The organism is Desulfomonile tiedjei, assembly GCA_016212925.1.
Taxonomy (GTDB): Bacteria; Desulfobacterota; Desulfomonilia; order Desulfomonilales; family Desulfomonilaceae; genus JACRDF01.
Map to the genome: position 1 here is coordinate 168964 of JACRDF010000015.1, position 19373 is coordinate 188336.

Here is a 19373-nt window from a genome sequence, read left to right on the forward strand (position 1 = left end):
AACCCGCATACTTCGCGTCATCACGACGCGAATCAGCCGGAACCTGTGCCCTCGCCAGTTACGAAATCTCAACGTTTTCGGAAGAACTATTTCTTGAGTATGAACTTGGCTACCTGCTCTTGAGCCTCTTTGTAAGAATCGGTCCAGTACTTCATGCACTCCTGGGTATCCATGTACAGGATGGGCATGCCATATGAGCCCATGGCCGAGACGAAACGGGGGTCCTTCTGGGCCTTGTGGAAAGCGTCCTGAAGAGTTTTGACCACCTTGGGATCCATCCCTTTCGGTCCGAGAATGACCATCAGGTTGTCGTGAACGACCTTAAGTCCGAGTTCTTTGACCGTGGGAACGTCGGGAAATATTTCCGATCTTTCTTTCCCAAAAGTGGCCAGGAGCCTCAACTTTCCAGCCTGAACCAGTGGGACCCAGCCGCCGGAGGTGGCAATCATGTCTACATGCCCTCCCAAAAGCGCGGTGGACGATTCTTGGTCCCCTTTGGAAGGGATATGCTGAACCTGAACCCCGCCAGCGTTATATGCCGTTTCCTCCCAGGCGATGTGCCCACCGCTGCCGACTCCGGAAGCCATGTATGTCAGCTTACCGGGATTGGCCTTGGCGTATTCGATCACGTCATTCAGCGTCTTGAAAGGCGAATCCGCGCGGACAAGAATCCCAAACAAGTGCCCGCCGACCATAGTGATTGGGGTCAGGTCCTTAACCGTGTCGAAGGGCAATTTGTTGAGACAGGAATTGCGATGGAGGCTGCTGGTCGCTTCGCAAAGCGTGTGGCCATCGGCCTTCTTACCCACGATGCTGCCGACCCCGACAGCGCTACCTCCACCAACGCGATTCTCCACGATTATCGGCTGGCCTAGAATGTCTTTGGTTGCCTCACCCAACGCGCGAAAGGTGACGTCGGTAGCCCCCCCAGCCCCCCAGGGGACAACGAGAGTGATGGGACCCTTTGGGAAGTCGGCGGTTTGACCGGCCGTGGGGATAAGCAGCAGGCCCACCGCAAGGATGGCCAGAGCCAATCTAATCTTGGAATCATGTCTCATCATTTTTTCCCTCCTTCGGTCACGCGCTTGAATTGATACGAATCCGTCAATCCTGTCGCCTTTTGGACCCGGACAGGCCTGTTGTCGTCAGCTTCGCGTCTATCCTTGTCAACTGAGCCACGTAGCTGTTCTTGGAAAAAAGGAGATGATCGATCACAAGTTTTTCGAACGCGGCCCCATCTCGCCGTTCGAGGGCCTCCATCATGGACTTGTGCTCCAATCTTGATTGTTCTATTCGTTTTGGCAAAGACCAGGCGTTAAACTTCACCATATGGGCCTTTGTGCTCAGGTAATCGATCATGTCGTTGAGGTGGCTGTTTCTGGAGGGTTGGAACAAGGCCCGATGAAACTCATTGTCCTTCTCAATCATCTGGTCTGTGCCCTCTCGCAAGTGCCTGTCCAATTCTCTGCAAAGCTTTTTCAACTGCTGGATCTCGATTTGAGTGATATTCCTGATAACGAGCGCAGCGGCAATAGCTTCGAGCCTTAAACGGAGGAAGAAGATCTCCTCCACCTCCTTCGCGGTAAGATCCACAACAATGGCCCCACGGAAAGGAGTGATCTTTACCAGCCCTTTTGCCTCCAGCATTTTCAGGACCTCTCTGATCACCGTGCGGCTGACATCGAAGTGTGCGAGCAGGTCCCTTTCGACGAGTCGTTCCCGAGGCTTGAAATAGCCCGAGAGAATGGCATTTTCCAATTTCCGAAGCACCATCGCCGAACTCACGCTCGTCGTGGAGTTCTCTGCTTCATTGGTGTTTGTGCCGATCTTTGTCACATTGCCCTCCATTTTGTATGTTTTTTGGTATACCATTTGGACGAAAAAAGCGTCAAGCATTTTTGCACTGGTCTGCAATCATGGAGGTATTCCGATTCTCAACAGTGAACACGGATTAATTTGCGGGTGCCCCGCCGACGCGGGGCGACCTCATTCGGGAAGAGCTTTTGGGAACAACTATAGTAGCCCACTCTGTATTGGGTGCCACGGACCTGGGCCTTACCAGGTCCGTGCTTCCGGCCAGTTCTATCGCCGCGATAACTCGGAAGATTCCCAGCTTCACCGTGCCATCGGGTCTCTTTTCAATTTGGTGTTCAGTGCGAGGACCAACCTTGTTGTTTTCCAAGAAAGCCGGCACGGACCTGGCGGAGCCCAGGTCCGTGGCACCCAATTACGATCCATATTTCTTCGATTCCATGCGAAGGGTTACAGACCTTGTGAGACCCGTTACAAGGTGGCCAATACGTGAGGCTCGTTCTTGCAGGAAGGCTTTTTTGTTGCCCCATTCTTCCGAATGGGACAACAAAAACCAATAGCCCCCATATGTCTAGGGTTCCGATCTACTAGAGGGTTGGAGGAAAAGCGGGCAGTTCGTCAAATATGGGATGTCCCTTCGTGTTCTCCACCCTGGCCGCCCTCTTGGCCGCTGCACGGTACCTGTCAAAATCAGCCAGAGCCAGTATGGAAAGCTTCTGGGCCTCTAATGATCCCTCGGCATGAATAGTGAGCACGTCTTCATAGCACGAGGTCAGGTCTCTGACGAGCTTGACCATGCGAAGCCGGTCTTCCGTGGGGACCCCTGCCTTGCCGCCCAAGTACTTGTCCAACAGCGACCGCGTTTCTGGATTGAAGTAGTCTTTGGAAGATGGGCAGGTCGCCACAATCCCTCCGGCAATGTCCTGAATATACTTTGTGGCCTGATGCCAGTTATCGGCGAAGTGGAATTTGCAGATATTGGCAATCATCGGATTCGGGTACACAAGGTCCGAGTCCTTTTCGCTGCTGCAATGTTCGACCGCGGCCCTTCCGAGGGTTTCCACAGCTTCGGTATACATGACCAGCCAGGTCAATTTTTCCCGCACATGGGGGACTTTCTCTATGCCGTTGTACTCTGCCATCAACGCAGCCGCGCCGGTAAAAAGCTCGAGCTCCATGGCCTTGTAAGTCTCCGCGCTTAGGCGATGAAAATTGGCGAACATGTGTGCTACCTGGCCGGCAAATTCCCACTCACCCTTCAAAAAGAGTCGCTCGTTAGGGATAAAGACATCGTCGAAAATGATCGTGGCGTCGTTGATGAAGATACTGCCGGCAATGGGGTGATCGAAGAGACTCGCGCCTTCGGCAACCTCGGGTTCCGCAGAAATGAGCGTCAACCCCTTGGCGTTGACCGGGACCCCAAAGGCGACGGCATAGGCCTTATCTTCCTCTCGCATGGCCCGGCAAGGCGCAACTATTATCTCGTTGCAAAGAGGCGCCTGGCTGATGTGGGTCTTTGCGCCCCTGACGATTACGCCGTCTGTGCGCTCTTCCACGATCCTCACGTAAAAATCCTGATGCTGCTTTTGTTCAGCGGGCCGGAGGCTCCTGTCGCCCTTGACGTCGGTCAAGCCCATGGCGAACGAAAGATCGTTTTTTTGCAGATGCCTGCGATAGGCTTCAACATTATCAGCATAATGGGTCCCATGCTTTCGATCGATTCGAGGACTGACCACAGTCACCGCATTCAAACCGTCCTTGGCCACGAACTTCGCGCCCGGAGGCTTTCCGAAACAGACCCTGGCCCACAGCTTTACCATTTCGCGCAGACGAAAGAGATCATCCCTGGACCGCTGCGGCATCAACGCAAAGCTGACCCTTTCCCCGTCCCCGTCCTTTTCGGTCAAAAGGTCCTGGTAGCGTGGGTCCTGATTCAAGACATAATCCATGGCCATCCAATCGCGGCAGATTTTTAGAATCGGATGATTCGTCACATCCGGTACCCTTTCGCCGTTGCAGTAAACAACACGTCCGTCTTTGAGACTCTCGATGTATTCCTGAGGTGTTTTGAGCCCCATTTTTATCTCCTTTCGATTTTTCCATCATTGTTCAGATCTTGTTTTCCATTACATAGCGGCATTGTCGCCGCGTTGGTCCAATGGACTGAACGCTCAGTCCATAATTTGCCCGGTGATCGACCTTGTCTCTTATCCTTGGCCCTGCTTCCTCACTTTCCCATCATCAGATTGGGCAGAAATGTGGCTATTTGAGGAAATATAAATAGAAGTGCGCCAACAACGACAAAGCTGGCAAGGAATGGAACAACGCCCGCGTAAATGACATTAAAAGGCTCGCCTGTGATGTTCTTCACCACAAAAACACTGATCGCAACAGGAGGGATAATTGCTCCGACCATTAAGGTAATTCCAATCATCACACCAAACCAAATAGGGTCGTACCCAAGCTGCTGCACCGCGGGGTATAGGATTGGCGTAACAAGGATCATAAAGGCCAAATCATCGATAAACGACCCTCCCAAAAGGTAGAAAAGGAAAATGATGACCATGACGGCCACTCGATGAAGCGGAAGGGTCACGAGGAAATCTCCGGCAACCTGCGGAATTTCGGTAATCGCCAGGAAATGGCCGAGCACAGCCGAACAGGCTATAAGGATGAGCACCATCACCGCGGCTCTCAGGGATTCGTCAATGGACTTCAAGAACGCCTGAAAGGTCAGGCTCCTTCTCAACAGCGCCAGTATCAAGACTGCGATTGTTCCTATGGTTCCCGACTCCGTGGGGGTGAATATCCCTAACATGAGCCCGCCTATAACCGCGGTGAAAATGACCACGACAGGAAGGAATTCGGGAAGCGTACTGACTTTCTCCCGGATAGTAAATCTCTCCGGACTCCTTGGCCCAAGAGTGGGATCGATTTTGCACCACACATAGATTATTCCGATGAAGCACGCGGAAATAAGCAAACCCGGTATAAAACCCGCCAAAAATAGCTTTCCAATAGACTGCTCAGTCATGATTCCGTAAATGATCATGGTAATACTGGGAGGGATGAGAATACCAATGGTGCCTACACTAGCCACTATTCCGGTGGACAGCTTTTTGCCGTATTTGTATCTGGTCATTTCGGGAACGGCTACACTCGAAAAGGTTGCGGCCGTAGCCAGGGTAGACCCGCACATTGCCTTGAATAGAGTAGCCGCCACGACAGTAGCCATGGCCAGGCCGCCGGGCACGCGGCCGACCCATTTGTATGCTGAATCATAGAGTCTCTTGGCGATTCCCGCGTTGAAAGCGATCTGGCCCATAAGCATAAAAAGCGGAACGACCGTCAGGCTGTACGCGGACAAAACATCGAAGAAATCCTGAACCATAAGACTAAAAGCAGCATCGAAGCCGGAGAGTAGCGCATACCCGACAAGGCCTACCATCAGAATGCCAAAGGCTATCTCAACACCCGTCAGAAGGAAAACCATAAGAAAAACGCACGCGCCAAGGCCTAAGGCTAATTCATTCATTGCTGCCTCCGTCATCACCGAAAATCTCGCAAAGCGACACGAGGCATTGGACAATGCAGCTGGCCGCCAGAGCGAACACCACAGGATAGAAGGGAACTTTAAGGCTCATGGTGACGGTCTTGGTGGCGATATAGCTCTTTCCCATGAGGATGAAGTACCAGGCAGCCATCAAAAACGTGAGAAAAACCATGATCCTTGTGATGACTGTTACGACTCTTCGAGTTTTGGCAGGGAGTTTGTCAATCAACAGATCCACATACACATGGGTCTTCAGGATTGAAGCACGCGGCAGAGCAAAAGCGATGACACCAACTCCCAGAAAGGCAACGACCTCATACGCGCCCACGATTGGCCTTCCAAGGTATCGCAGGACGATGTCCGCAAAGGTGAAACCCATCATTACAAGAAGAATGATTCCCGCTATGAGCGACATGAGACTGCATAACCATGTTAGCCGTTTCCGCATGCTCGTCCTCACTGAGTCAAAGACCCTCGAATTATGAACCGGAGCCAATGAGCTTTCAAAAACATTAGACCGGCTTCATCCTGCACCGACCTGGAGACCAGGTCAGTGCGGCACCCGACAACATCTGTGTTCCGAGGCTTTGGGCGCCACGGACCCGCGCAAGCAGGTCCGTGGTTCTTGATTTAAAAATCCTACGGCTGATTGCGATTTGGTATTGACCGTAGGCCGCGCACGGAACTCCTTCAGGGATGAGCCTTTATGTACTCGATCGCGAATTTCAGCGTTTCCTCTCCCGGCAGACCCTGTTTTTTCATGTTTTCCACATAAGCATCCAGAAGCGGTTTAACCTTCTCCGCGGTTATGGCCTCCTCTTCCTTGGAGATTTTGACTACCTTCATACCCTTTGTTTCAGCATATTCTATCGCTTCCCGGTCGATATCATCCCAAGCTTTCCCGGTCTTTTCTACCCATTCTTCGCTGACCTGTCCGAGAAGTTGTTGGATATCAGGAGGAAGGGATTCCCATTTCTTCTTGTTCATCACCACCAGCAAGGCGTTCGTCGCTCCGATTCCATCATTGTCCTGAAGGCCGTGGAGCAGGTCTCCCCACCGAAAAGATTTCAAGGTCTCAGAAGACAAGAACACCCCTTCACAGATCCCCCGTTGGTAGGCCTCGTAAGCGTCCGCTATGGGAACCGAAACCGGTACCGCACCCATGGCGGCGACAATCTTGCTGGTATCCCCGGCGGCCCTAATTTTCATGCCTTTCAAGTCGTTTATGGAAGCAAGGGGCTTCAAGGTCATGAAATGGCTGGGCCCCGAGGCAAAGAAGTAAAGCACTTTCACGTCGTCAAATTCCTTGGGTTTGAATTGCTTATACCAGGCATTGATCAGTCCGGTGCCCTGGCGCGCGCTCTTCACTCCCAGAGGAAGATGAATCAGCTCCGACATGGGAAACCTTCCGGAGGTCCATTGCGTAGCTGTCATGGAAATGTCCGTAATGCCCCGGACGGCCGCCTCGTAAGATTGCGGTGCGGGCGTCAGGGAGCCTCCCGGATGAAAGCTAACCTTTACCTTGCCGTTGCTTCGCTTCTCCACTTCTTTGCACCACTGGTCGGCAATCGCGGCCATGCCGCTCATCGGCGGGAAAAACGTCGCATACCTTAGCTTAACGCCCTTTTCCTCCGAACAAACAGGACCAGCCATGAACAGAACGCAAAATGCGACGACAAACCAGCCGAAACATGTGTACCCAAGCCTTCTCATGATTACCTCCTTCTCCTGGTGTAGGTTCTGAGTAACTTCCCGATCCTTTTCCGACATCCGTCTTCTTAACCTCATTATGTTAAACAATCGTTTCGTAACTCACGGGATTATGGGCTTGCTCGGCCGCCAATCATCAAGAAATGCACGTTCTCGTTTTTCAATCGGAGGGCCTATACCGCAGGCTTCTCGCGTTCCTCATCGACCAGAATCCGTCTCAATAGCTTCCCTGCCGCACTCTTGGGCAGTTCTTCTCTAAACTCCAGGAGTCGAGGCCGCTTGTATGCAGCCATATTGTCTTTGCACCACTCCAGAATCTCTTCCTCCCGGACTTTTCCAGCATACCCCTCTTTCAGAATCACGAACGCTTTCGGGGTCTCTCCTCGGTAGGGGTCGCTTACACCTATCACCGCTACTTCCTTGACCGCCGGGTGCCTGTAAAGGAGGTCTTCAACTTCGGCAGGGAATACGCTGTAGCCCGAGCACTTGATCAGCTCCCTCGTGCGGCCTAGAAACTTGATGTAGCCTTCCTCATCCATAAGCCCTATATCGCCTGTGTGGAGCCAACCATCCTTTAAGACTCCTTTTGTTTCTTCAGGCTTATTCCAGTATCCTTGCATTACCGCCGGTCCCTTTATCGTTATCTCCCCTTCCTCGTTCGGTCCCAGTTCCTGTTCCCCTGTAGTCAGATCCGTAATTTTGATGTCATTGAGCTGGGGAATGCCCAGAAAACCGGGTTTGTATCTGTATAGTGGGGTACAAGCGCCTCCGTGAGCTATGGTTTCCGAGAGTCCATAGCCCTCACCGATAATGGTAGCGGGCGCTAGCTCCTTTAGTTTTTTCTGAAGCTCAGCCGATATGGGCGTACCTCCGCTCCAGAGACACCGGAAAGACCTGAAATCGTAATCCTCGATGTTGGGAAGACCCAACAGAGCGATCACCATGGTCGTAGCGCCCACCCAGTAAGTGCAGCGATAACGGGTTATGGCCTGAGCAACCACATCGGGAACAAACCTGGAGAGAATGACAATCCGGCCCCCGGACACCAGCGGGGTGCACATCAACTGCTGCTGGCCCATGACATGGAAGAAGGGCGTAACGCCTAAATGAACATCATCTTCCCTATGGTGAAACCAGTGCATTGATCCGACACATGCATAGGCAAGGGCGTAATGGCTGATCATGGCCCCTTTGGGGATACCTGTGGTGCCGCCGGTGTATTGTAGAAGCGCAAGTTCCGAGTCCAGGTCGCCTACATTACATATGGGGCGATCCTGAGACTTTTCTGTGAACGCGCCAAAATCGAGTGTGCCGGCAAAAGATCGTTTCTCTTCCTTCGCATCCGGCGGCAGGGGCAAGGTAGGCTCAGCCGGCAGGTAATCTTTCAGAGATGCGAGGATCACGTTTCTTAGTGGCGTCCTGTCCCTGACTCTTTCAACGCTTGGGTAGAGGTAGTCAAGCCCGATAAGTGTCTCGGCGCCTGCATCGTTGATCTCGTATTCAATCTCGGCATGCTTGAACATGGGGTTTACAGGCACCACAACCGCGCCGGCCCTTTGTGCGGCAAAATACGCGATCACGAATTGCGGACAGTTCTCCATATGAATGGCAACACGGTCGCCTTTCTTAACCCCCAGATCGACCAGGCCCCAGGCCATTGCATCGATCATTCGATTCAGTTCGACGTAGGTAATGTCTCGCCCGTAGAATGTGAGGGCGATCTTTTCAGGTGTGAACGTTGCCCATTCCCGTAGATACTCGGAAGTGGGCTTGTCCACGGTAAAAGTCTTTGGAACCCAACCCGGCCAAACCTTGTGCCATCTGCGATCCATGTTCAGCCTCCAGTGGACTGACCGATCAGTCCACAAAATCCCAAAAAAATTTTCTCTCACCTCTCCCGGCCAGTGAGGCCTTTCAACAAGAACTTTCGAAACGTCCTCACAAAAGAGCGCACGTCGAGCGACTCTCCATTAACGAACCACTGAACAAGCATGCCGGTATGGCTCGCTACCACAATATGAGCGTAGATTGCAGCGTCTATCCCAGCCGCGACGGTTCCCTCACGCTTGCCGTCTTCCAGCATGCCCTCGACAAAGGAGCGAAACCGTTCCCACATGTCCTTGGCCAATCTCTCACTTTCGGTATTGCTTCCCACAATCTCGTTCAGGAGGGTATTGAAGCCCAACGCCAGGTCCCTGTTATCGCGGGCAAACTCGGTGGCAAATTTATGAAAAGCCCTGTACTTCGCTACGAAATCACCATCACAGTTCCGCACGGCTTCCATAATTCCCTCGACAAATTCGCTTTCGAATTTTCGAAAAATACTTTCCAAGATCTCTTCTTTGCTCTTGAAGTACCAGTACAGCGTCCCCCGTCCAATTCCGGCGGCTTGGGTAATCTCCTTCACCGAAGTCCCACGAAACCCGTTCGCCAGGAACAGTCTCGTGCTTTCCTTCATTATCGCTTCTTTCACATAGCTGGTTTCAGAATCGTTCGCCATTGTCCGTTCTAGACTGATCGTTCAGTCCATAAAATCTACATAATTCGGAATAATGTTGTCAAGAAAAAACGAAGAGCCTACGCAACCTTTTCAGTTACGACGGGCGAAAGATTGTTATTACGAGCGTAGCGAAGCAATCTCAGCGCTTAAAGGCAGAGATTGCTTTTCCGCGGGACGCGGAATCTCACTTCTGGCAAAAACACGGAACGGCAAACCGCCCCGTGTAACTATAGCGGTTGCCATATTTTGTGTCCGCTTGGCAAGCGCTCAATTCCGTCATTCCTGCGGAGGCAGGGATCGTAGGGCCGGCGTCCCTGCCGGCCAAAATGTGCACCGGCACAGAGGCCGGCGCCTACAAGGTCCCCTCCTTTACCTGAAAGTCCCAGCCCAGAATCTGCCGGGTCTAGATTGGTGCAGGAAACCGCATGTTATTCGTCATTCCGGCGGAAGCCGGAATCCAGTCCCGCGTCTCGCGGGATGGACCCCGGCTTTCGCCGGGGGGTGACGGACCTTGGAATTTGGCACCAGGATTTTCATGTTCCGTTGTGATTGACAGGTCATGGTCGTTCGCGGGAACGACGGGCGTTATTACGCTCTTGAAAAATAGGCCCTGTAGATACGATCTGAAGACCAGATTGATCACCTTCCGGCCAAACGGACAGCACTTTTGGCAACCGGTATAAATGGTTACATAACGAACAAAGGAATCCGTGGCCCTGGCAAACATCATCCCAACTTGCACACTCCGAGGGTGCAGCCGAGTCCGCTTAATGCCAGTCCGTGAGGCTTGGGAAGCCGCAATACAATTCAACATGAGCCAAGAGCAGACCTGACCCCTTTTTCAATGCTTCGAATCCGTTTGTCGCTCTTCGCCCGCTCTTCAAGACAGTCTGATCGCTAAACAGCTCCCTCCCGTCGTTTATCATCCCGTCTCCATTTTGGTCCAAGACAAGCAGGCCATCTTCGGGTGAAACCCAGCCAGTGCGTTCTGCGAATCCGTTCGCGTCCTGATCGAAATAAGTTCCTGCACTGACATGCGTCGTCTTGATCCCGTCACCGTTCAAGTCAAGAACCAAGGGATCGCTGTGATGTATCTCAGCGGCCTCTTTGGCCTCCCGACCAAGCCAGTACATCTGCTCACACGGCTCCGTCACCGGGAACTGAGCCTCCAGCAAGCTCTTCTTTATGTAGCCAGCCAATTCCAGAATATAAGGTTCGGCCAGCCCTACCATAACCACCACTCCCACGCCTGCGAGGACTACCACAATAACAGGTGTTCCTGCCGGGATGGCAACGGCGGCGCCGAATGCTATAGCTGCTTCAGCACCTGAAATAACTGCGGCTTCTTCGAGCGCGGTAAGCCCGTGATTTTGCTCTCTCAGCAGGGCCGCTACGGCCTCAGTGCCACCTTGGTGAACCAATTCCCAGGTGAACTTCATGGGCACGGCGTATTTCTTGGGCACGCCACACCGCACAATGGCGTGCTCTCCATACTCAGCTCCGGCAACAATCGCGGACTTTACGGGGACTATGACTGCAAATTGCCCTTCACTCGACATAGGACCTCCTTCGGCAGCGTGACCCTTGTGAATCTGGTTGGTTTATTCAGGGCGTCACCGGCCATATAAGCCATAATCGAATCGATTTGTTTGGCGGTCTCTTGGTCTACGAAACGAGCGTTATAAAAAATGGGTATTTGTAGCAGACTTCTTTTCCCATTCGCTCCCACTTCTGTAATGGTATATCCCTTTTGGACCCAGTGGAGTTCGTTAGCAGGACCTCGGACCACTCCCTTCGAATAAGGGATCGCTCTCCGAGCGAAGAAGCACCAGAGTTTCTCCACCCGATCACTATAAAAATAAATTCCTTTGGTCAGCAGTGCATCAAGAGACAATGGAACAAACCCAAGGACTCCGACTATGGCGCAAGCGGTTTTGAAGTAGTCCCCTCGGAGTGTGAAGGCATAGATCCCATAAAGCGATGCACAAGCAAGAACCGCAAGAAATCCGCCCAGAGCCCAAAACCGTGCCCCTGAGTACTTAGTGGAAAGAATGACTTCGTCACCTGGTGGTGTTGCGTTCTTTATGTCAGCCATAAGGTCGCCTCCTGCGGTGCGGCTCCGCTTATGCCGCCCATAGATGAATCGAATTTGGCCCATGCTGAGGGCCAAACTGAATACGAGGTATGTCGGAGTCTGTCCGGACGGTCCCGTCCATGAATTGGATCTGCTCGACCCTGTTCTGGATGTTGCCCTGTTCATCCGTGCTCTGGGTTATGGTTGATTGAAGATTGATGGATTTGATGCCCAGCTCATCGAGGGTGTGCAACTCGTCAGGATATGAGTACCCGTCCTGGTCCTCGTCTTTCCAGACCCTTAGCTGCGAGAATATAGGATCGGGTGCATCTATCCTTCCGTCCTTATTGCTATCCAAGCCTGCAAGGGCTTCGAAGCCGTTTGATGCGTTCTTGCCATTACTCAGGATCGTCGCGTTGCCGAACAGCTCTCGTCCGTCGTCGATGAAGCCGTTGCCGTTCCTGTCCAGGACCAGGAAGCCATCGTCAGGATCAACCCAGGAGGTCTGTTCAGCCAAGCCGTTGGCGTCGTGGTCAAAGTTTACCCCATCCTGGAGCGTGACTGTTTTGATGCCATCACCGTTAAGATCGAGTATTAAAGGATCGGTATGTTCCGCTGAGACGGCTGCTGACGCGCGCCTCAACAAACCGCGATCGGGGGTAGGGGCATGCGCCTCGCATCGAGGCTGAAACTCGGGTGGTTCTGTCCCAAAGGTTTCTTTGAGGAATTCCCCTATCTTAGGAGCGACTGCTCCCAAATTGACATTCCCTTGTTCGTCTCTCCAATTGTCGATTTCGTATAGTTTTGGGAACTGCTCGTCTGAAACCTGCTGAAACTGAATCCACAAGTTCCCTTTCTTCCCGGCCGCGCGCCCCCAGGACTCACCGACCCCGGCTGCCTTCCCAATCGTTTCATTCAGATGCCTCCATTGGCCCTCGCCACACACCAACAAGCAACCCAATGAGCAAAAAGCAAAATATTTTTCATCTTTGGGCAGAAACCATCGCGGTTCATCCGGACCGTCATGCACCAAGTTATCCTGTTTCTCCCCTTTCTCCCAGATCTTCCACGCGCCAACCTCAGCATTATGGTTACCTGTTTTGTAGTCGAACCAAGTAAATATCTTGATTGGCTCCGTCGCATTTTTGAGTTGATCATTGACAAAGGTTCGCCCGCTCGCAGCATCGTAGTCAATTCCAAAGCGAACAACTTCGTACTCGCATATATATTCTTTCCCTCCCTCAGTCCATTTTAGTTCCATCAAGTAAGTCGGGACGAGGTACAAGGATGTGTCGGGTCCGGCACAACTTCTCAGAAAACTGTAACCTACCTGCTTATTAGTAACCACCATAGTCACTTTATTCATTCTGAACCTCTCCTCCACTCCTAGCCGGATGACATCGTCGCAGCACGCCTTGACTTGGATGCCTCGTCGAAAGTGTTACGGGCTGTCATCCGCTCATTCAACAGTCGATTTGAATACCCCGAAGAGCTTGATGACGGCTGTCGGATCTCGACTCCATTTCTTAATGTCATTCGGGTTGATGAGCTGCATAACACACTCAAAGTCAATCCTGCCTTTGATTACATCACCCTTCCGGTACGCCTTCTTATCCAAAGTCAACTTCTGCCGTGTCGTCGTCCACTGGAAGACACCGACATCGTCAACAATCCAGTACTGACACGTGAACTTTCCATTCCTGATCCGAACTAGCAGTGAATCACGAAACGCTGCATTCCTCTCATGGAAGAGAAGATCCAGGACATGCCCGTCAACTAACCTGGCTTCACAGAAATTGACAACATGCTTGACCCCGAAAGAGGTGGAAAAACACTTGGACGTGTGCTTCAACCGGGGCGGGTCTTCTACCGGATTCTTGTCGATGCCTCTACTGCTTGTAAAATGGCCATCCGGATGCTTTGTGATCCAATGCGGATAGCTCCACTCATCTGATTCGAAGAACGTATCCGAAAGCTTCGGATCGTAACTAACCTTAGAGGACATCTGCTCAGGCTGCCCCGGCGGAGCTTGCCATATATCGTAGCCAAGGCTATGACCGAGGAGCAACAGGGCTAAGGCAGGCCCCAACAGTATCCATTTGAAAGGTCGGATGCTCATCGAGGTCCTCCGTGTCCTAAGAGGTGCATTGTCTTTCCCCGCGGTTCGTCCCAAAGCCTGGTTTGATCTGAAAAGGTCCCTAACCCCATAACGACAACAACTCCTCCCTGAGTGATGCCAAGTTGGAAAGCAGTTGTGAAACAGTTCAAATTGTGTATCAATTATTAGGAAAGCCGCTGTGACCGCTTCCCGTGCAACCGGCCCGTCGCGGGACCCGGCCCGGCCGCCAGTGAGACATAAGTAGTTTGAATCAGGCGATGAAGCGTATTGCTGAAAAGCGTCTCATGGAGCCGCGGAACCTGTCAAGGGAATTCGCTATGACGAACGTAAACATTGGGTTAGGGGGACAGATTTTCCGTGAGCGCTGGTGGGGTCGGCCCCTCCAGGGCCGTGATACAAATTATTGTGTGGACCATTCTCCACGGGCTTACGAGGCTGTCTCAAAAACGAATTTCAAACAAGGATCGTGCCACGAATTGGACGGAAGTTCAGGTGTTGGGTAGCCTGGAGGCTACGGCCTCCGGGTGCCGAAGGCACAAGAGGTCTGGACCTGTGATACATGACCGGAATCAATGCGAAAAATAGGGGCTTGGACGGTCAGTTCGGCCACAAGACCTCTTGTCGCTTTGCGACCCGGACGTAGTAACGTCCAGGCTACCCGGTCTCGTAACACGATTTGTCTCGTGCCTCGACTTTTGAGACAACCTCTTACGCCCGTGGCTACCGTCGGGCTGCCCCTTCGGGGCATGGGAGACGCTCACGCACGCAAATGAATGATTCCGGCTAATGTATTCATTCATTCACCGCGGCGAAAGACGGTCATTGCAGCGTAGCGAAGCAAATTTCGGCGGTAAAAGGCAGAGATTGCTTTTCGGCGGAATGTGCTATTTCACTCCTCGCGAAGATCCAGCACGGCAAAGCGCCTCGTGTACCAGAATGCCTGCGACGAGTCTCATTTTTTTGTCTTGACGCGGTCGACCAAATGATACTACAAGATTGTCGACAATATTGTGACATAATCGAGAGTCCTCACAGCATGAACAAATCCGTAAGAGAAAAGATCTACGAGCACATCAGGGATGAAATCACCTACTGCCGATTGAATCCCGGGGAACGGCTCACTGAATCAGCTCTGGCAATTACGTTTCGCGCGAGCCGCAGCCCCATCAGAGAGGCTTTGCGCCAATTGGAAACCGAGGGACTGCTCACCTTCGAACCGAACAAGGGCTTTACCGTGTCAAAACTTTCAATCCAACAGGTGGACGAGATCTACAGCATCAGGTGGCTGCTCGAGAGTTATGCCACAAGATTGACAGTGGAAAATATAAGCCAAGAACAAATTGAATTCTTGCAGGAAATTAATGAGAAATGCAGAGTGGCCGCAAACAGTATGGATTTGCCCGGCTGGCTCCAACACAATTCCGTCTTCCACAACTTCTTCTACGACCAGTGCGGGAATGAGAATCTCCGCATGATCTTGCGGACGCTCCAGCGCAGGATCCATCGGTACAAGTACATCATAGTAAGTGTTCCCGGCCATTTCCGGACCTACCTTGAGGAGCACCAAGGCATATTGAAGGCCTGCAAGAGGAGGGACGGCGAAAAAGCCGAGTACTATATGAAAGTCCATCTTCAGACCATCAGAGAAGTGCTTATCGGCCATCTAAAGCGATTTCACGACACGGCCAATTCAGTGGCCGCAAGCGTGTCAGCCCAACCGCGTTGAACGAGGGTGTCATGGACCTGACAAATAGGCTTGCCCTTGTCACTGGCGGGGGAAGAGGCCTGGGTAAGGCCATCTGCCTGATCTTCGCCGAAAAGGGGGCAGATGTGGTCGTCACGGATGTTGATCCCGCGATGGCTGAAAAGACGGCCGCCGAAGTTAGAAGAAAAGGCAGGAAGTCCGCGGCCTTAAAACTGGATGTTTCAGAGCCCCGCGATTTCGATGAGGCCGCGGATGCTACCCTCAAGGTTTTTGGCCGCTTGGACATATGGGTCAACAACGCCGGAATCGGCAGCAGGGCCATGCTCGACGAAATGACCGTGGAACAATGGGACCGCGTGGTGGATGTAAACCTGAGGGGGACCTTCCTGGGGACGCGGGCCGCTGCCCGTATCATGAAGACCCGGAAAAGCGGCCGGATAATCAATATGTCCTCGAGGGCAGGGAAAGGCGGCAGCTACGGCCATATTAACTATGCTTCTTCCAAGGCGGGGATCATCGCGCTGACCAAGAGCGCTGCAAGAGAACTCGGCGGCTTCAACATTACCGTCAACGCCCTCCTCCCGGGCTTTATCGAGACCGATTTGACGAAAAATTTGACCAATGAGATCAAACGGCCTGATCAGATAGTCCTGGGAAGGCCGGGCAGACCGGAGGATGTGGCGTATGCCGCGGCCTTCCTGGCCTCTGATGAGGCAGAGTGGATTACAGGGATCTGCCTCGAAGTGACAGGAGGGACAGGGATGTTTTCCGGGTAGATCAAGATCTAGGTTGCGGTGGTAAGAAACGGCTACACGCGCGGTCGCCCCGTGGAAGCGCTGTAGCCCTGGCTAAAGGAGTTAGATCCGGATGTTGCTCGCCACCCACAATCAGAAGAGCGGCCTTTTCTGGCTGATCGCAGGGATCATCATCTCATACGTGGCAGCGGGTTACGGCATCGGCACGCCGAGGGAACCCGGGCCCGGATATATCGCCTTTCTCATGGGACTCGTTATCTGCCTGCTCTCGGCGATCCTGATCCTCCAGGACCTTCGCTCCAGGGTGCGCGAGCCTCTAAGCCAGCTGTTTCGCGGGAACATGCCCCGGGTCCTTTGCACCCTGCTAGCGCTCCTTGTCTATACTGTCCTTTTGCCCTATCTCGGCTTCTGCGTCGACTCGGTGCTCCTGCTCTATGGGCTGATCCTCCTTAGCGGCAATCGCAACCATCCGGTCGCCGGGGGGATTGCAGTCGCGGTATCGGTAGGGTCATATTATCTTTTCGCGAGAGTCTTGCAGACAAGCCTGCCTGTCGGTGTGCTGGGCGAGTGGATCTTCGGGGGGCTGCCATGACCATGGACGCAGTCCTTAGCGGCTTCTCGATTGCCCTTCAGCCCTGGAACCTCCTATTCTGCCTGATCGGATGCCTAGTCGGGACGCTGGTCGGCGTGCTCCCCGGTGTGGGGCCCGTTGCCGCCATCTCCATCCTACTGCCCGTTACGTTCAAAGTGAGCCCGGTTTCCGGCATCATCATGCTGGCGGGGATCTACTACGGGGCCATGTACGGCGGCTCCATCACTTCCATCCTGGTGAACTTGCCCGGAGAAGCCGCGTCTGTGGTCACGTGTATGGATGGGTACCAGATGGCCCGCAAAGGCCGAGCAGGGCCTGCCCTGGGCATCAGCGCCATCGGCTCGTTTATCGGCGGGACGATCTCGGTCTTGGGACTCATGTTGGTGGCCGCGCCCTTGGCCCAAGTGGCCCTGGCGTTTGGCCCGCCCGAGTACTTCGCGCTGATGACCGTGGGCATGGTGGTCGTTACCTTCCTGGCGGGAAAATCCATGATCAAGTCCCTCCTCATGGCAGCAGTGGGTGTTTTCCTGGGCTGCGTGGGGATGGACGTGATCTCTGCAAAGCCTCGATTCACGTTGGGCCTGGGAATGCTCGAGGACGGCCTGGGCCTGGTCCCGGTCATCATGGGTCTGTATGGCATCGCTGAGGTCTTGTCCAACCTCGAATTTTCCTTGAAAGTCTCCGTTTTCTCTACAGCGATCCAAAAAATCTGGCCCACCCGCGATGATTTCCGCCGCTCGATCGGCCCCATCCTGCGCGGCACAGGACTTGGCTTTTTGGTGGGCACTCTTCCGGGCGGAGGCGCAGTTCTCTCGTCGTTTCTCTCGTACGGCATGGAGAAGAAGCTGGCCAAAGAGCCGGAGCGGTTCGGACAGGGTGCCATAGAAGGGGTAGCCGGGCCCGAAACCGCCAATAACGCGGCCACCGGTGGGGCGTTCATTCCTTTGTTCATTCTAGGATTGCCGTTCAACGTGGTCTCCGCGGTCCTGCTAGGGGCGATGATCATCTACGGTGTCCGTCCCGGGCCGATGCTCCTATCCACCGATCCGGGGCTCTTTTGGGGTGTGGTCTCCAGCATGTACATCGGCAACGTCATGTTGCTGGTGCTGAATCTCCCTCTGGTCGGCCTGTGGGTAAAGTTGCTCAAAATTCCGTACCAGTTTTTTTTCCCGCTGATCTGTCTGTTCTGCATGATCGGGGTCTTCAGCATCAATCAGAACATCCAGGAAATATACGTGATGCTGCTGTTCGGCGTAGTCGGTTACCTGCTGAGGAAGTTCGAGTACGACACCGCACCTCTCGTCCTGGCAATGGTGCTCGGTCCTTTGTACGAAAACGCCTTGCGGCAGTCCCTCATCATGTCCGACGGGTCGTACGCGATCTTTGTCAGCCGCCCGCTTTCGGCTGCTTGTCTAGTTTTCGCCGCTCTTCTCCTCATCGTTCCATACCTTCCGCGGATCAGTTTCTGGAGAAAGAAGGCGCTTGAGTTTGCTGAGGAAGATAGCTGATGGAAATTGCGGCCGGACGCGATCGTGAACCCATGAATCTCAACTGCATAAACGCGAAAGGAGGCAATAGATGAAACGTGTTCTGATCATAGCCGGACTACTAGGGTTGATCGCCTTTGTGTCCATGAGCTGGGCGGCCGACTATCCGGCCAAGCCGATCACCATCGAGATCGGTTATCCCGCGGGCGGCTCTACTGACCTCGTAACCCGCGCCCTTGCCACCGAAGCGGGAAAATTCCTGGGGCAGACCATCATCTGCAACAACACACCCGGGGCCGCAGGAAACCTGGTTCTCGGGAAGATCAAGAACCAGAAGCCGGACGGCTATGTGCTCGCAGCCGCTCCCACGGCAAATGTCTACCGAATACCCCACATTCAGGAGTCGCCCTTCAAGGCGTCGGACCTTGTCCCGATCTGTGAGTATTCCCAGTACCAGTACGGCTTGGCGGTCCGAGCGGACTCGCCGTGGGAGACCTGGGAAGAGTTCGTCGATTACGCCAAGAAGAACCCTCGCAAGATCAAGTACTCCACGGCCGGCGTCGGCACGGGACAGCACCTGGGAATGGAGTTCGTTGCCAAGAAGAACGGCATCCAGTGGTCCATGGTACCGTTCAAGGGAGGCGTGGAGGCTGCCGTGGCGGTGTTGGGTGGCCACGTGGACGCGGTTTCGCAGACGACCGAGTTCAAGGACCACGTGCTCGCAGGCAAGATGCGGATGCTGCTTGCCTGGAACCCCAAGCGGCTCCTGAGTTTCCCGGATGTTCCTACCGCTAAGGAAAAAGGCATCGACGTCCAGGTGACCACCGGAATTAGCCTCTGGGCACCGCACGGTATTTCACAGGAAATAGTGAAGAAGCTGGCGGAAGCCTTCAGGAAAGCCGCCCAGACCGACGCTTTCAAGCAGGTGTGTTTGAAATTCGATATGCCCAACGACTTCCTTGGCCCTGAAGAGGACGCGGAACTTATCCGCACGCAGGACAAGTTCATGGGCGAGTTCATTAAGAGCCTGGGGATCGGGATCTACGCGCCGAAGTAAAGCTTCGAG

The 19373-nt window shown here is 53.5% G+C and carries 17 protein-coding genes; 5 read left to right on the forward strand and 12 right to left on the reverse strand.

The genetic code is table 11. From position 1 onward, the window contains the following. Positions 1-86: 86 nt before the first annotated feature. The 12 genes from HY913_08170 to HY913_08225 all read right to left on the reverse strand — a co-directional run bounded on the left by HY913_08170 (position 87) and on the right by HY913_08225 (position 13768). A complete protein-coding gene (locus HY913_08170; protein MBI4963237.1) occupies positions 87-1061 on the reverse strand; it encodes a tripartite tricarboxylate transporter substrate binding protein in 975 nt (324 codons plus the stop codon). A 43-nt stretch (positions 1062-1104) separates the two neighbouring features. Then, the gene (locus tag HY913_08175; GenBank protein MBI4963238.1) at positions 1105-1836 is read right to left on the reverse strand and encodes a GntR family transcriptional regulator; all 732 of its coding nucleotides are present in this window, start codon (positions 1834-1836) and stop codon (positions 1105-1107) included. A gap of 563 nt (positions 1837-2399) precedes the next feature. Further along, complete coding sequence (locus HY913_08180) at positions 2400-3890, reverse strand: 4-hydroxybutyryl-CoA dehydratase (protein ID MBI4963239.1); 1491 nt, start codon at positions 3888-3890, stop codon at positions 2400-2402. Positions 3891-4039: 149 nt separating this feature from the next. Next, positions 4040-5347 (reverse strand): TRAP transporter large permease, encoded by a 1308-nt coding sequence (locus tag HY913_08185; protein MBI4963240.1) that lies wholly within the window; start codon positions 5345-5347, stop codon positions 4040-4042. Further along, positions 5340-5813, reverse strand: a complete 474-nt coding sequence (locus HY913_08190) for a TRAP transporter small permease (protein MBI4963241.1) — start codon at positions 5811-5813, stop codon at positions 5340-5342. The genes HY913_08185 and HY913_08190 overlap by 8 nt, the downstream gene beginning before the upstream one ends. A 242-nt stretch (positions 5814-6055) precedes the next feature. Further along, positions 6056-7078: a TRAP transporter substrate-binding protein gene (locus HY913_08195; GenBank protein MBI4963242.1), complete on the reverse strand. Its 1023-nt coding sequence runs from the start codon at positions 7076-7078 to the stop codon at positions 6056-6058. A 170-nt stretch (positions 7079-7248) separates the two neighbouring features. Further along, entirely contained in the window at positions 7249-8907 is a 1659-nt protein-coding gene (locus tag HY913_08200) for an AMP-binding protein (protein ID MBI4963243.1), read from the reverse strand. Positions 8908-8963: 56 nt separating this feature from the next. Beyond that, positions 8964-9575, reverse strand: coding sequence for a TetR/AcrR family transcriptional regulator (locus tag HY913_08205; protein ID MBI4963244.1), 612 nt, complete (start codon positions 9573-9575; stop codon positions 8964-8966). Between the two features lie 767 nt (positions 9576-10342). Further along, positions 10343-11134: a hypothetical protein gene (locus HY913_08210; GenBank protein MBI4963245.1), complete on the reverse strand. Its 792-nt coding sequence runs from the start codon at positions 11132-11134 to the stop codon at positions 10343-10345. Then, positions 11104-11670 carry a hypothetical protein gene (locus HY913_08215; protein ID MBI4963246.1) on the reverse strand — a complete coding sequence of 189 codons (567 nt, stop codon included), beginning with the start codon at positions 11668-11670 and terminating at the stop codon, positions 11104-11106. Before HY913_08215 ends, HY913_08210 begins: the two co-directional genes overlap by 31 nt. A 28-nt stretch (positions 11671-11698) precedes the next feature. Beyond that, positions 11699-13015 carry a hypothetical protein gene (locus HY913_08220; protein ID MBI4963247.1) on the reverse strand — a complete coding sequence of 439 codons (1317 nt, stop codon included), beginning with the start codon at positions 13013-13015 and terminating at the stop codon, positions 11699-11701. A 93-nt stretch (positions 13016-13108) separates the two neighbouring features. Continuing rightward, positions 13109-13768 carry a hypothetical protein gene (locus HY913_08225; GenBank protein MBI4963248.1) on the reverse strand — a complete coding sequence of 220 codons (660 nt, stop codon included), beginning with the start codon at positions 13766-13768 and terminating at the stop codon, positions 13109-13111. Positions 13769-14804: 1036 nt separating this feature from the next. Here HY913_08225 and HY913_08230 point away from each other — a divergent pair. The 5 genes from HY913_08230 (at position 14805) to HY913_08250 (ending at position 19364) form a co-directional block, all read left to right on the forward strand. Next, complete coding sequence (locus tag HY913_08230; GenBank protein ID MBI4963249.1) at positions 14805-15494, forward strand: GntR family transcriptional regulator; 690 nt, start codon at positions 14805-14807, stop codon at positions 15492-15494. Positions 15495-15505: 11 nt separating this feature from the next. Further along, positions 15506-16249 carry an SDR family oxidoreductase gene (locus HY913_08235; protein ID MBI4963250.1) on the forward strand — a complete coding sequence of 248 codons (744 nt, stop codon included), beginning with the start codon at positions 15506-15508 and terminating at the stop codon, positions 16247-16249. A 91-nt stretch (positions 16250-16340) separates the two neighbouring features. Then, positions 16341-16820, forward strand: a complete 480-nt coding sequence (locus tag HY913_08240) for a tripartite tricarboxylate transporter TctB family protein (protein ID MBI4963251.1) — start codon at positions 16341-16343, stop codon at positions 16818-16820. A gap of 2 nt (positions 16821-16822) precedes the next feature. Beyond that, positions 16823-18328 (forward strand): tripartite tricarboxylate transporter permease, encoded by a 1506-nt coding sequence (locus tag HY913_08245; protein ID MBI4963252.1) that lies wholly within the window; start codon positions 16823-16825, stop codon positions 18326-18328. A gap of 70 nt (positions 18329-18398) precedes the next feature. Then, complete coding sequence (locus tag HY913_08250; protein ID MBI4963253.1) at positions 18399-19364, forward strand: tripartite tricarboxylate transporter substrate binding protein; 966 nt, start codon at positions 18399-18401, stop codon at positions 19362-19364. Positions 19365-19373 lie beyond the last annotated feature (9 nt).

What these genes read in the sequence shown, in the direction of transcription:
- HY913_08200 (MBI4963243.1), bottom strand. Translation starts at nt 8,907, where the DNA reads ATGGATCGCAGATGGCACAAGGTTTGGCCGGGTTGGGTTCCAAAGACT.
- HY913_08180 (MBI4963239.1), bottom strand. Translation starts at nt 3,890, where the DNA reads ATGGGGCTCAAAACACCTCAGGAATACATCGAGAGTCTCAAAGACGGA.
- HY913_08215 (MBI4963246.1), bottom strand. Translation starts at nt 11,670, where the DNA reads ATGGCTGACATAAAGAACGCAACACCACCAGGTGACGAAGTCATTCTT.
- HY913_08205 (MBI4963244.1), bottom strand. Translation starts at nt 9,575, where the DNA reads ATGGCGAACGATTCTGAAACCAGCTATGTGAAAGAAGCGATAATGAAG.
- HY913_08170 (MBI4963237.1), bottom strand. Translation starts at nt 1,061, where the DNA reads ATGATGAGACATGATTCCAAGATTAGATTGGCTCTGGCCATCCTTGCG.
- HY913_08190 (MBI4963241.1), bottom strand. Translation starts at nt 5,813, where the DNA reads ATGCGGAAACGGCTAACATGGTTATGCAGTCTCATGTCGCTCATAGCG.
- HY913_08235 (MBI4963250.1), top strand. Translation starts at nt 15,506, where the DNA reads ATGGACCTGACAAATAGGCTTGCCCTTGTCACTGGCGGGGGAAGAGGC.
- HY913_08185 (MBI4963240.1), bottom strand. Translation starts at nt 5,347, where the DNA reads ATGAATGAATTAGCCTTAGGCCTTGGCGCGTGCGTTTTTCTTATGGTT.
- HY913_08245 (MBI4963252.1), top strand. Translation starts at nt 16,823, where the DNA reads ATGGACGCAGTCCTTAGCGGCTTCTCGATTGCCCTTCAGCCCTGGAAC.
- HY913_08230 (MBI4963249.1), top strand. Translation starts at nt 14,805, where the DNA reads ATGAACAAATCCGTAAGAGAAAAGATCTACGAGCACATCAGGGATGAA.
- HY913_08225 (MBI4963248.1), bottom strand. Translation starts at nt 13,768, where the DNA reads ATGAGCATCCGACCTTTCAAATGGATACTGTTGGGGCCTGCCTTAGCC.
- HY913_08220 (MBI4963247.1), bottom strand. Translation starts at nt 13,015, where the DNA reads ATGAATAAAGTGACTATGGTGGTTACTAATAAGCAGGTAGGTTACAGT.
- HY913_08195 (MBI4963242.1), bottom strand. Translation starts at nt 7,078, where the DNA reads ATGAGAAGGCTTGGGTACACATGTTTCGGCTGGTTTGTCGTCGCATTT.
- HY913_08240 (MBI4963251.1), top strand. Translation starts at nt 16,341, where the DNA reads ATGTTGCTCGCCACCCACAATCAGAAGAGCGGCCTTTTCTGGCTGATC.
- HY913_08210 (MBI4963245.1), bottom strand. Translation starts at nt 11,134, where the DNA reads ATGTCGAGTGAAGGGCAATTTGCAGTCATAGTCCCCGTAAAGTCCGCG.
- HY913_08250 (MBI4963253.1), top strand. Translation starts at nt 18,399, where the DNA reads ATGAAACGTGTTCTGATCATAGCCGGACTACTAGGGTTGATCGCCTTT.